Raw genomic sequence first — 12035 nt, forward strand, 5'->3', positions numbered from 1 at the left:
CTGAAAAGTACGCTTTTAACAAATTAAGTCAAGTGGGCTGGCCGTAATGCCGCTGTCCCCAGGCCAGGGCAGTTTCAATCAGTCGGGCTAGCACCTGCTGGAATTGGACACCTTTATCGTCCGACCAGGCAAAACTCTCTTCATCCATGTAACAACACTGCGCCACTTCCAGCTGCACGGCATGGATATTTTGCTGTGGCGCACCGTAATGGCGCGTGATGTATCCGCCCTTGAAGCGCCCGTTCAGCACTTTACTGTAGCCGGCAAACGCCTCGCTGGCCTCAAGCAATTCCGCGCTCAGGGAAGGGTCACAGCTTGCCCCATCCGCGGTGCCAAAATTAAGATCCGGCAGGCGGCCTTCGAACAGGCGCGGTACCACGGATTTGATGGAGTGCGCGTCCCACAGCAGCGCATAGCCAAAGGTTTCTTTCAGCCTGGCCAGCTCCCGGGCAAGCGCCTGGTGATACGGCTGCCAGATGTTGGTCAGGATGTCGGCTCTGGCTTTCTCGTCAGGAGATTTTCCCGCCACGAACAGCGGTTCACCGTCGAAAAAGATGTCCGGGTAAAGTCCGGTAGTGGCCGTGGTGTAGAGCGGCTTATCGTCCGAAGGGCGGTTTAAATCGACTACGTAGCGCGAGTAGCTGGCGCTGAGTATGCTGGCACCCATCTCGCGTATAGGCTGATAAAGTTTGGGAATATGCCAGTCGGTATCTTCCAGATTTTTGGCACGCGCCGTCAGCCCGTTTGCCACTTCCGGCGTTAACTGTGTGCCGGGATGCGGCATGCTGATCAGCAGCGGCAGCTTGCCCTGATGAAGCTCAAAGCCCTTAATCATTCCACACCTCTTTACCTTGATAGATAACCTGTTTGGAGAGCGCGCCGCCCAGCCAGTAGCTCAGCTCGGCGGGATGGTCTATTTCCCACGCCACAAAGCTTGCTTCTTTACCTGCTTCCAGGGTGCCCGCTGTCTCGCTAATCCCGAGGGCGCGCGCCGCATTCAGCGTCACGCCTGCCAGCGCTTCTTCCGGCGTCAGGCCAAATAGCGTACAGGCCATGTTCATCATCAAACGCAGGGATTGTACCGGGGAGGTGCCCGGGTTCAGGTCGCTGGAAATGGCCATCGGCACGTGATGTTTACGCAGCAGCGCCACCGGTGGCTTTTGCGTTTCGCGCAGGAAGTAAAATGCGCCTGGTAGCAGCACGGCGGTCGTGCCGTGTTTTGCCATCAGCGTAATATCGTCCTCACAGAGGTATTCCAGGTGGTCAGCGGAAAGCGCATTGTGGCGGGCGGCGAGCCCCGCGCCATGCAGCAGCGAAAGCTGTTCGGCATGAAGCTTAACCGGCAGGCCCAGCTCATGGGCTTTGACAAAGACGCGCTCAACCTGCGGCACGGAAAAGGCCAGGTGTTCACAGAAGGCATCGACGGCGTCAACCAGCCCTTCGCGATGCAACTCAGGCAACCAGCGTTCGCAAACGTCGGTGATAAAATCGTCGCTGCGGTCTTTGTATTCCGGGGGCAGGGCGTGGGCTGCCAGGCAGGTACTGTAAATCGTGAGCGGCAGACTTTGTGCCAGCTGGCGGACAACGCGCAGCATTTTGCGCTCATCGTCAAAACTGAGGCCGTAGCCCGATTTCACTTCCAGAGTCGTCACGCCGTCTTTACGCAGCGCATTGATACGGCGGCTGGCGGTTGCCAGTAATTCGGCTTCGCTGGCCTGACGCGTGGCTTTCACCGTGCTGGCTATCCCGCCGCCCGCCGCGGCGATATCCGCGTAGGTGGCACCGTTCAGGCGCATCTCAAATTCCTGGCTGCGGTTGCCGCCGAACACGCTATGGGTATGGCAGTCGATAAGGCCGGGGGTGACGAGCTTGCCCTGAAGATCGCGCTCTTCGTCATAAGGCTGGCTGGGACGCTGGCTGTCGGGACCAACCCAGGCAATCTTGTCGCCTTCGGTGAGCATCGCCGCGTCTTCGATAATATTGTACTGCCCGCTGACCATAGTGGTGATGCGGCAGTTACGCCATAAAATCCGCATAAGATCTCTCTCATCAGGACGGGCGCGACGAGAGCCGCGCCCCGGGGGAACGAACTACTTTGCCAGCATCGGCAGGTTCAGGCCGTGCTCTTTGGCGCACTCAATAGCAATATCATAGCCCGCATCCGCGTGACGCATCACGCCGGTGGCCGGATCGTTGTTCAGCACGCGGGCAATACGCTCCGCCGCTTCGTCGGTACCGTCGCAGACGATAACCATGCCGGAGTGCTGTGAAAAGCCCATGCCGACGCCGCCGCCGTGGTGCAGGGAAACCCAGGTCGCGCCGCTGGCCGTGTTCAGCAGGGCGTTCAGCAGTGGCCAGTCGGACACGGCATCGGAGCCATCCTGCATCGATTCGGTTTCGCGGTTGGGGCTTGCCACCGAGCCGGAATCAAGGTGATCGCGGCCAATGACGATCGGGGCGGACAGCTCGCCGCTTCTGACCATTTCGTTAAACGCCAGGCCCAGTTTTGCGCGCTGGCCGAGGCCGACCCAGCAGATACGCGCCGGCAGGCCCTGGAAGCTAATGCGCTCTTTGGCCATGTCCAGCCAGCGGTGCAGGTGCTTGTCGTCCGGGATCAGCTCTTTGACTTTGGCGTCGGTGCGGTAGATATCCTCCGGGCTACCGGACAGCGCCGCCCAGCGGAAAGGCCCGATCCCACGGCAAAACAGCGGGCGAATATAGGCCGGCACAAACCCCGGGAAATCAAAGGCGTTACTGACGCCCATCTCTTTGGCCATCTGGCGGATGTTGTTACCGTAATCAAAGGTAGGAATGCCCTGCTGCTGGAAGGCGAGCATCGCTTTCACGTGTTCCGCCATGGACGCTTTCGCCGCCTGAGTGACCACCGCAGGCTCAACGGCCGCGCGCTCGCGATACTCTTCCCAGCTCCAGCCAACGGGCAGGTAGCCGTTGAGCGGATCGTGGGCGCTGGTCTGGTCGGTGACCATGTCCGGGCGCACGCCGCGCTTCACCAGTTCAGGCAGAATTTCTGCTGCATTACCGTGCAGGGCGATCGAAACGGCTTTCCCTTCGCCGGTGTAGCGTTTAAGGCGGGCGAGGGCGTCGTCCAGATCGTTGGCCTGCTCGTCCACATAACCGGTGCGCAGGCGGAAATCGATACGCGACTGCTGGCATTCAATGTTCAGTGAACAGGCCCCGGCGAGAGTCGCGGCCAGAGGCTGTGCGCCACCCATGCCGCCGAGACCCGCGGTGAGCACCCAGCGCCCGGTTAGTGAGCCGCTGTAGTGCTGGCGGCCTGCTTCCACAAAGGTTTCATAGGTGCCCTGCACAATGCCCTGGCTGCCGATGTAGATCCACGATCCGGCGGTCATCTGCCCGTACATCGCCAGCCCTTTGGCGTCCAGCTCATTGAAGTGTTCCCAGTTAGCCCAGTGTGGCACCAGGTTAGAGTTGGCAATCAGCACGCGAGGGGCGTTGGCGTGGGTTTTAAAGACGCCAACCGGCTTGCCGGACTGTACCAGCAGGGTTTCATCTTCATTCAGGGCTTTAAGCGCTTCGACCATTTTGTCGTAGCACTCCCAGTTTCTCGCCGCCCGGCCAATGCCGCCGTAAACCACCAGTTCTTTCGGGTTTTCAGCCACATCCGGATCGAGGTTATTCATCAGCATGCGCAGCGGGGCTTCCGTCAGCCAGCTTTTAGCGTTCAGCTTCGTGCCGCGAGGCGCCCTGATTTCAACATCACGATAACGAGAAAACTCACTCTTCATGGGGTTCACCTTGTTTTGAGATAGCGGGGAAAGTGCTCACGAAAAATACCATGTCATTTTTTCGATTGCTTGTATATACATGATTAGCATATTTGATGCCAGGCGCGAGATTGATTTTATAATTCTTTTAAATTAGTAAGTTATATATGAATTGTTGAATAGTTACATCATATATCGCTTGTTTTTAGACCGCGCGCGCACCGTTTTGGCGCTCTTTACAAAGAGGTTGATCCTTTTTGGGGCAAAAATAGCAGTTCAGACAGCTGGCAAATCCCCCGGAAGGCACCGTTTAATCCTGATAAAAATCACGGTTAGATCACATTTAAAATTTAATAAACGACTTATTTATCTGTTTTTAAACAATAAATTGTTTGTTTTTTAATGTTGCGTATTTGTTATGGCACAGGCTTTGCAGATTGTACATACAATGCTATACATAGCTTTTTTACGCAGCCGTTCATTTCTTCGGCAGCCAGATGACCATGAGGCGTAGCGATGATTACTTTCAACAATGTGACCAAGTTTTATGACGACGGCACGGTCGTGGTGGATGGACTGAATCTCACCGCACCCGGCGGCAAGATCACCGTGCTGGTAGGCCCTTCCGGTTGTGGGAAAACAACGTCACTGCGCATGATCAATCGGCTGATCGAGCCGTCTTCCGGCGACATTCTGCTTAACGGCGAATCCACCTCCGCCATGGACGTGGTGCAGCTGCGCCGCCGTATTGGCTACGTTATCCAGAATGCGGGCCTGTTCCCGCATCGAAACATCCTCGACAACATTGCTACCACCGCGATCCTTAACGGTATGCCTAAGGCCAAAGCCCGTGCGCGAGCGGGGGAGCTTCTGGACGTCGTCGGCCTGGCCCCGCAGCTGGCAAAACGCTATCCGTGGCAGCTTTCCGGTGGCCAGCAGCAGCGCGTAGGGGTTGCCCGGGCCCTGGCCGCAGACCCTGAGTTCATGCTGATGGATGAACCGTTTAGCGCTGTGGATCCGGTGGTGCGCGACCAGCTGCAGGAAGAGTTTCTCCGCATTCAAAAGGAAGTGAGTAAAACCATCATTATGGTGACTCACGATATTGACGAGGCGATGAAGCTGGGCGATCTGGTCGCGGTCCTGAAGCCCGGCGGCAAGCTGGGGCAGATGGCATCCCCGGGTGAACTGCTTAACGCCCCACAGAGTGATTTTGTCGCCGACTTTATTGGCCGCGACCGCGGCTATCGCAAGCTGAGCTTCTACAATTCGGGGCCGCTGGCCTCAATGCAGATGGAGCCGACCGCCGAAGTGGGCACGCCGATCGATATGGCTCGCAATATTGCGGTGCAGCGCTGGCTGCTGGTCACCCGCGAAGGCAAAGCCTGCGGCTGGTTTGATACGCATCAGCAGGTTGAAGCCGTGGTGCCCGAGCACATTAATCTGGGGGCTACCTTTTTCCCGCAAACCGGCACGCTGCGCCAGATGCTTGACTCCGCGCTCAGTTCGCCGTGCCACCGGGCGGTGGTGATTGGCGAGCGGGCAGAAGTGCTGGGGACGCTGGGGCTGGATCATGTCCTGGATGCCTGTAAGTCGATGGCGCGGGAGGCGGTATGAGATTTGACTGGCTGTGGGCGCAGAGCGACAAAATTTTCCATTTGCTGCTGTGGCATCTCTACCTTTCGGTAACGCCGATCCTGATTGGCCTGCTGCTGGCAATTCCTGCTGGCTGGCTGGTGAGCAGTATGCCGCGCGTAAAGGGCGTCATTCTTAACCTGTTCGGGCTGCTGTACACCATCCCGTCTCTGGCGCTGTTTGTGCTGCTGCCGCCGCTGCTCGGCACGCAGATCCTCGACCCGATCAACGTGGTGGTGGCGCTAACGATTTACAGCTTTGCGCTGCTGGTCAGAACCGTATGCGACGGGCTGGATTCGGTGCCCACCGACACCCGGCAGTCCGCCTTTGCCCTCGGCTACAGGCCGGTGCACCAGTTTTTCCAGGTTGATTTGCCGCTGGCGGTGCCGGTGATTGGCTCGGGGATGCGGGTCGCCGTGGTCTCAAACGTCAGTATTGTTTCCGTTGCCGCGCTGATCGGCGCCCCGCAGCTCGGGTCGCTGTTTACCCAGGGGTTTCAGCTGCAGTTTCTGACACCGATTATTGCCGGCATCGTGCTGTGTATCGGGCTGGCTTTCGTGCTCGACTGCGTGGTTGTGGCCGTCACCCGCTCATTAAGCCGCTGGCAGCCAACAAGGGGATAAAGTATGTCTGACTGGTTCTTTACGCTCAGCCACTGGTATGGCGATGACGGTATTCTTCCGCTGCTGGCGCAGCATATCGGCTACAGCGCGGTGGCGCTGGCGATAGCGATAGCCATTGCGTTTCCGGTGGGCTGTTACACCGGCCATACCGGCAAAGGGGAAGCGCTGCTGATTGGCACCACCAACGCGCTGCGCTCCCTGCCGTCGTTTGGCCTGATTATCCTGCTGGTTATTCTGATGGCGGGCTACTTCGAGTCCGACATGGCCTTTATTCTGCCGTGCATCATCGTGCTGGTGGTATTAGCCCTGCCGCCGATAGCGCTGGGCGTGCATGCGGGGATTCGCTCCGTTGACCCCAGCGTACACGACGCCGCCAAAGGCATCGGCCTGACGCCGTTCCAGGTGCTGACTCAGGTGGAGTTACCCTGCGCCACGCCGTTGATTCTGTCCGGCATTCGCAGCGCCACGCTGCAGATTATCTCTACTGCTACCATCGCGGCCTATGTCTCTCTTGGCGGCCTGGGGCGTTTGATTATCGATGGCCGTGCGGCGAACGATTTTGCCCAGATGACCGCTGGCGCGGTGCTGGTTGCCATTCTGGCGCTGCTCGTGGATGTGTTCTTTTCCCTTTCGGTGAAGTACGTGGTGTCCCACGGCATTTCCCGACGTATCAAAACCCAGTGATGTTGAGCCCGTTAATGACACAAGGTGAAAGCGATGAATATGAAGAAACGTTGTTTGACGCTGTTGAGTGCCGCGATGCTGTCCGTTGTTTCCTCCGCGTGGGCGGCAGATGCGGGGCAGAAGGTAATTATTGGCTCGGCTGATTTCCCGGAAAACCAGCTGCTGGCGACGATTTACGCCGGGGCGCTGGAAGCGCAGAACATCCCGGTGGAGAAGAAGCTCAACATTGGCAGCCGCGAAGTTTACATTCCGGCTCTGCTGGACGGTTCCATTAACGTTATCCCGGAGTACAGCGGCGCGCTGCTGAGCTACCTGGATGCCAAGAACACGGCGCACAGTTCTGACGAAGTGGCGACCGCGCTGGCGGCGAAGCTGCCGGCCAAAGTGAAAATGCTGAATACCTCCGTGGCGCAAAACAGCGACGTTATCGCCGTCACCAAAAAAACGGCGGATAAGTACAACCTCAAGACCATTGAAGACCTGAAGCCTCACGCGGCAGAGTTGATTCTGGGCGGCCCGGCCGAATGGAAAACGCGTCACGAAGGCGTGCCGGGGCTGAAAGAAGTGTATGGCCTGAACTTCAAAAGCTTCAAAGTGCTGGATGTGGCGGGCCCGCTGACGCTGACCGCGCTGAAGAACAACCAAATTCAGGCGGCGGATTTAACCTCCACCACGCCGGAAATTCAGAAAGACCATCTGGTGGCGCTGGCCGATCCGAAAAACCTGTTTGCGGCGCAAAATATCGTCCCGATTGTGGCCACTACCACGCTGAATCCGACGATTGAGGGCACGCTGAATAAAGTCTCGGCTCAGTTGACCACCGCGGATCTGATCGCCATGAACGGGCAGCTTGCGGAATTTGCCAGCATTGATGACGTGGCGCATCAGTGGCTGGTTAAACATGGTCTGAGCAAGTAAGGGCGAACGATGACAAGACAAACTGGCTCCACCGCACGTTGCCATGAAACCGTGACCTTAGGCAGGGCGCAAACCACCATTGACGAGCTGGTACGCATTGCCGACGGGGCGCCGGTCGAACTGGCTCCTGAAGCTCTGGCGAATATGGACCACGTCAGCGGCTATATCAGACGGGCAATAGATGAAGGGCAGGTGATCTACGGCCTGACCACCGGGGTGGGCGACCTGGTGACGGAGCGCCTTTCCGCCGACCAGATCGCCAGCGTGCAGCTCAATATGCTGCGCAGCCACGCCTGCGGGATGGGGCCAGATTTGTCCGGGCGTGAAGTGCGCGCCATGATGGCGGTGATGCTGAAGTCGCTGCTACAGGGCTACAGCGGCGTCAGTGCTGAACTGGCGACACGCATGGCCGAAATGCTTAACCGGCAGGTGACGCCATGGTCACCGGCCAGCGGTTCGGTCGGCTATTTAATTGCGACGGCGCATATCGGGCTGTCGCTGTTTGGCGAGGGGCAGTGCTGGTATCAGGGCGAGCTTATGCCGTCCGCCGAAGCTTTGGCAAAAGCGGGGATTGCTCCCCGAGTGCCAGGCCCGCGCGAAGGCCACGCGCTGATCAGCGGCACCTACGAAATCACCGGCCTGGCGTGCCTTGCCGTGCATGATTTTGAGCGGCTGCTGCCGGTGGCGGACATGGCCGGCGGTATGTGCCTGGAAGCATTAAAAGGCAATACCCGGGGCTATGATGCCCGCCTGCACGCCCTGCGTCCGCACGACGGGCAGCAGAAAACCGCCGCGATTCTTCGCCGTCTGCTGAGCGGCAGCGAGATCTTTGCCCGCTATCGCGATCACCGGGTGCAGGATGCGCTCAGCCTGCGCTGCATTCCCCAAATTCACGGCGCGGTGCGCGACCAGCTCGTCCATTGCCGCCAGATTGTGACTATCGAACTCAATTCGGTAACCGATAACCCGGTCTTCCTTATCGAAAATGACGCGCTGGCGATCCTGCCCGGCGGCAACGGCCATGGTGCGCCGCTGGCGCTGGCGCTGGATTCTCTGGCCGTTGCCATTGCCCAGGTCAGCACGGCGTCCCAGGCGCGATCGGATCGTATTACCAACGTGCATCTCAGCGGCCTGCCTGCGTTCCTGGTGGGCAGAAGCGGCGCGAACTCCGGGATGATGATCCCGCCTTACGTGGCCGCCGCGCTGGCGGGGGATAACCGTAGCCTGGCCGCGCCGTCGAGCGTGCATACCGTCACCACCTGCGCCGGGCAGGAAGACCATATCAGCATGGGCGTTTCTTCGGCGCGAAAAGCCATGCTGGCGGTGAGCAACGCGGTGGATATTGTTGCCATCGAACTGTTGTGCGCCAGCCAGGCGCTGGAGTTTCACCGTCCGCTTCGCGCCTCGGTTGGCGCGGAGTTAACGCTGAGCATGGTGCGCGCCCGCGTGCCGTTCCGGGAGACGGACACGGCGCTATACCCGGATATGCATGCCGTGCGCGATTTGATTGCTGAAGGTGAGCTGAGCCAGCGGCTGCTTGCCCTGGTCGAGGAGTCAGAACATGAGTGAAGCTTTGCAGCCGCTGAAAGGCATCAGAGTGCTTGATTTATCTCGCGTGCTGGCCGGTCCCTGGTGCGCCTCGCTGCTGAACGATCTCGGGGCGGAAGTCATCAAGATTGAGATGCCGGGCAGCGGGGATGACTCCCGCAGCTTTACCCCGCACATCGGCGGGGAGAGCAGCTACTTCATGCAGCTTAACCACGGCAAAAAAAGCGTTACCCTGGATTTAAAGGCACCTGAGGGGTTAGCCATTCTGAAGCAACTGGTGGCACAGGCCGATGTGCTGGTGGAGAACTTCCGTCCGGGCGTAACCAAACGCCTCGGCATTGATTATTCGACGCTGCAGGACATTAATCCCCGGCTGGTTTACGCCAGTATTTCCGGGTTTGGGCAGAATGGGGCGATGGCACACAAAGCTGCCTATGACCATATCGTGCAGGCCTACGGCGGCATTATGCAGGTCACCGGCTGGGCCGAAGGGGAGCCAACCCGCGTGGGGGATGCCATTGGGGATGTTGTCGCCGGGTTATACGGCAGCTGGGCCGTGCTCGCGGCGCTGCTGCAGCGCGGGATTAACGGCAAAGGGCAGCACCTTGATGTATCGATGCTCGACACGATGGTGACGATGCAAATGGTTTCCCTGACCCAGTGGATTGGCGGGCAGCCTTCCGCCGGACGGCTGGGCAACGCGCATCCGATCAGCGCCCCGATGGACAGCTATCCCGCTCAGGATGGCCATATCGTGATTGCTGTCGCTAACGATAAGCTTTTTCGCCAGCTTTGTTCGGCGATGAACAGGCCCGAACTGGCAAGCGATCCGCTGTATCTCACCGATCCGCTGCGGCTGGCGAACCAGCGGCCGCTGCGGGAAGAAATTGAGCGCTGGCTGGCGGATAAAACGGTGAACGATGCTCAGGCCATTCTGGACCACGCGGGCGTCCCGGCCTCAGCCGTGCTGCGTCTTGACCAGATTCTCACCAGCGAGTACGCGAGAGAACGTGACCTCGTTAAGCAGGTGACGCACCCGACGGCAGGCAAAATCTCTATTGTCCCGCAGCCGGTAAAAATGAGTGCCATGCAGGCAGAGCCCGCGCTGGTGCCGCCTGCACTGGGTGAGCATACGGCCAGCGTGCTGCGAGAATTACTGGCTATCGACGAAGCCACGCTGGCGCAGCTTAAGGCGCAGGGCGTCATTTAACCGGCGGAGAACGAAAATGGTGCAAATAAAGAAAGTGGCGGTGGTCGGGGCCGGAACGATGGGCGCGCGCATCGCCGTGGTGATGGCACGAGCGGGCTACCGCGTTAGCCTGTGGTCGCGCTCTGAGCCGACGCTCGATAAAGCGCGGATTATTGTGGCATCGCTCGGCGCTGGTGAAGCCGTAGCGTTCACCACCTCCTTTGAGGCTTGCCTGAGCGACGCCGACCTGGTGTCCGAGAACGTTGCCGAAGACGTGGCGCTCAAGCAGCGCGTGCTGAGAGATGTCGAGCGCCTGGTGAGTGAGCATTGCGTTATCACGACGAACACTTCCAGCGTGTCTATTACGCTGCTGGCCTCGGCCTTGAGCCAGCCGCAGCGGCTGATCGGTATGCACTGGTTTAACCCGGCGGACACCATGCCGATGATCGAGATTGTGCGCGGGGCACAGACCGGGGATGACATCTGCCAGCGCGTGCGGGACATCTGCCAGCAGCTGGGGAAAGAGACGATCGTTGTTAACCAGGATATTCCGGGCTTTATTATCAACCGGCTGCAGTACGCGATGCTGCGCGAGGCACTTTACCTGGTGGATGCCGGGATAGGCTCCGTGGAGGACGTAGATCGGGCGGTGCAGCGTACGCTGGCGCCCCGCTGGGCGGCGATGGGGCCAATGAAGCTAATGGATTTTGCCGGGCTGGACACGGTAGAGAAAGTGGCCGGTATTTTACTGCCCGCACTGGATAACAGCCGTGAACTCCCGGCGTGGCTAAAAGCTAAAGTGGCCGACGGCAAACTCGGCGCGAAAAGCGGGGAGGGCTTCTATGCGTGGACCGCAGAGACCGCCGCCGCCGGAATGCGACACCGGGATGACATTGTCAGACAGCTGACCGGGGGAGAGAAGCATGAGTGAGATCCTTTCTCACGTTGATGGCGCGGTTGCGGTGGTGACGCTCAACCGCCCACAGAAATACAACGCGCTCACGGCTGAAATGCTTGATGAGCTGCTCGGCGTCTTAACCGAGCTGGACGGGCGACCGGACGTCAGAGCGATTGTTCTGCTTGGCTCCCCCAGGGCGTTTTCTGCCGGGGCGGATACCGGCACGCTGGCAGCTGCTTCAGCGACAACATTATGGCGCAGCGGGTTCAGCGAGAAGTGGGATCGGGTGGCGAGCATTGAAACGCCGCTGATTGCCGCCGTGTCTGGCTACGCTCTGGGCGGTGGCCTGGAGCTGGCGCTGCTGTGCGACATTATCATCGCCGATTCCAGCGCCGTCTTCGGCCTGCCGGAGAGCCACATCGGGATTATCCCCGGGGCGGGCGGGACGCAGCGGCTGGTGCGCGCCGTGGGCAAATCGCTGGCGATGGACATGCTGTTAAGCGGCAGGAGAATTGACGCGCAGGAAGCGCTGCAGGCCGGGCTTGTCAGCCGCGTGACGGATTCGCTTGAAGAGCAGGCTTTAGCGCTGGCGACTCAGGTGGCAAAAGCCGCGCCGCTTGCCGCGATGATGATCAAAAAAGCCGTGGCGGCCAGCTACGAAATGCCGCTGAGCGCGGGTGTGGCCTACGAGCGATCGCTCTCTGCGTTAATCGCCGACAGCGAAGACCGGGCCGCGGGGCTGGCGGCGTTTAAAAATAAGCAATCGCCAGAGTTTAAGGGGCGATGAAGTGAGATAA

The 12035-nt window shown here is 59.4% G+C and carries 11 protein-coding genes; 8 read left to right on the forward strand and 3 right to left on the reverse strand.

The annotated features are described in order from the left end of the window. Positions 1-28: 28 nt before the first annotated feature. The 3 genes from hutG to hutU are packed head-to-tail and all read right to left on the reverse strand — an operon-like array spanning position 29 to position 3767. Positions 29-835 carry an N-formylglutamate deformylase gene (gene hutG / locus F3J29_RS04690; RefSeq protein ID WP_166863404.1) on the reverse strand — a complete coding sequence of 269 codons (807 nt, stop codon included), beginning with the start codon at positions 833-835 and terminating at the stop codon, positions 29-31. Continuing rightward, a complete protein-coding gene (hutI, locus tag F3J29_RS04695) occupies positions 828-2036 on the reverse strand; it encodes an imidazolonepropionase (protein WP_166863406.1) in 1209 nt (402 codons plus the stop codon). The genes hutG and hutI overlap by 8 nt, the downstream gene beginning before the upstream one ends. A 54-nt stretch (positions 2037-2090) precedes the next feature. Next, positions 2091-3767, reverse strand: coding sequence for a urocanate hydratase (gene hutU / locus F3J29_RS04700; protein WP_166863408.1), 1677 nt, complete (start codon positions 3765-3767; stop codon positions 2091-2093). A 495-nt stretch (positions 3768-4262) separates the two neighbouring features. Between hutU and F3J29_RS04705 the strand changes: the two genes are divergently transcribed. From F3J29_RS04705 to F3J29_RS04740, 8 genes are read left to right on the forward strand one after another with little or no spacing between them, the layout of a single operon-like run. Beyond that, positions 4263-5360, forward strand: a complete 1098-nt coding sequence (locus F3J29_RS04705; RefSeq protein WP_166863410.1) for an ABC transporter ATP-binding protein — start codon at positions 4263-4265, stop codon at positions 5358-5360. Then, a complete protein-coding gene (locus F3J29_RS04710; protein ID WP_166863412.1) occupies positions 5357-6001 on the forward strand; it encodes an ABC transporter permease in 645 nt (214 codons plus the stop codon). The genes F3J29_RS04705 and F3J29_RS04710 overlap by 4 nt, the downstream gene beginning before the upstream one ends. Before the next feature lie 3 nt (positions 6002-6004). Beyond that, positions 6005-6685, forward strand: coding sequence for an ABC transporter permease (locus tag F3J29_RS04715; RefSeq protein WP_039303879.1), 681 nt, complete (start codon positions 6005-6007; stop codon positions 6683-6685). 33 nt (positions 6686-6718) lie between these two features. After that, positions 6719-7603: an ABC transporter substrate-binding protein gene (locus tag F3J29_RS04720; RefSeq protein ID WP_008454135.1), complete on the forward strand. Its 885-nt coding sequence runs from the start codon at positions 6719-6721 to the stop codon at positions 7601-7603. Between the two features lie 9 nt (positions 7604-7612). Beyond that, positions 7613-9172 (forward strand): HAL/PAL/TAL family ammonia-lyase, encoded by a 1560-nt coding sequence (locus F3J29_RS04725; protein ID WP_166863414.1) that lies wholly within the window; start codon positions 7613-7615, stop codon positions 9170-9172. Then, entirely contained in the window at positions 9165-10361 is a 1197-nt protein-coding gene (locus F3J29_RS04730; protein WP_166863416.1) for a CaiB/BaiF CoA transferase family protein, read from the forward strand. The genes F3J29_RS04725 and F3J29_RS04730 overlap by 8 nt, the downstream gene beginning before the upstream one ends. Before the next feature lie 16 nt (positions 10362-10377). After that, positions 10378-11271, forward strand: coding sequence for a 3-hydroxyacyl-CoA dehydrogenase family protein (locus F3J29_RS04735; protein ID WP_166863419.1), 894 nt, complete (start codon positions 10378-10380; stop codon positions 11269-11271). After that, the gene (locus F3J29_RS04740; protein WP_166863422.1) at positions 11264-12025 is read left to right on the forward strand and encodes an enoyl-CoA hydratase-related protein; all 762 of its coding nucleotides are present in this window, start codon (positions 11264-11266) and stop codon (positions 12023-12025) included. The genes F3J29_RS04735 and F3J29_RS04740 overlap by 8 nt, the downstream gene beginning before the upstream one ends. The last annotated feature ends 10 nt before the right edge of the window (positions 12026-12035 follow it).

The organism is Enterobacter sp. Cy-643 (assembly GCF_011752815.1).
Lineage (GTDB): Bacteria > Pseudomonadota > Gammaproteobacteria > Enterobacterales > Enterobacteriaceae > Cedecea.

What these genes read in the sequence shown, in the direction of transcription:
- F3J29_RS04725 (WP_166863414.1), top strand. Translation starts at nt 7,613, where the DNA reads ATGACAAGACAAACTGGCTCCACCGCACGTTGCCATGAAACCGTGACC.
- F3J29_RS04730 (WP_166863416.1), top strand. Translation starts at nt 9,165, where the DNA reads ATGAGTGAAGCTTTGCAGCCGCTGAAAGGCATCAGAGTGCTTGATTTA.
- F3J29_RS04710 (WP_166863412.1), top strand. Translation starts at nt 5,357, where the DNA reads ATGAGATTTGACTGGCTGTGGGCGCAGAGCGACAAAATTTTCCATTTG.
- hutI (WP_166863406.1), bottom strand. Translation starts at nt 2,036, where the DNA reads ATGCGGATTTTATGGCGTAACTGCCGCATCACCACTATGGTCAGCGGG.
- F3J29_RS04740 (WP_166863422.1), top strand. Translation starts at nt 11,264, where the DNA reads ATGAGTGAGATCCTTTCTCACGTTGATGGCGCGGTTGCGGTGGTGACG.
- F3J29_RS04735 (WP_166863419.1), top strand. Translation starts at nt 10,378, where the DNA reads ATGGTGCAAATAAAGAAAGTGGCGGTGGTCGGGGCCGGAACGATGGGC.
- F3J29_RS04715 (WP_039303879.1), top strand. Translation starts at nt 6,005, where the DNA reads ATGTCTGACTGGTTCTTTACGCTCAGCCACTGGTATGGCGATGACGGT.
- hutG (WP_166863404.1), bottom strand. Translation starts at nt 835, where the DNA reads ATGATTAAGGGCTTTGAGCTTCATCAGGGCAAGCTGCCGCTGCTGATC.
- F3J29_RS04705 (WP_166863410.1), top strand. Translation starts at nt 4,263, where the DNA reads ATGATTACTTTCAACAATGTGACCAAGTTTTATGACGACGGCACGGTC.
- F3J29_RS04720 (WP_008454135.1), top strand. Translation starts at nt 6,719, where the DNA reads ATGAATATGAAGAAACGTTGTTTGACGCTGTTGAGTGCCGCGATGCTG.
- hutU (WP_166863408.1), bottom strand. Translation starts at nt 3,767, where the DNA reads ATGAAGAGTGAGTTTTCTCGTTATCGTGATGTTGAAATCAGGGCGCCT.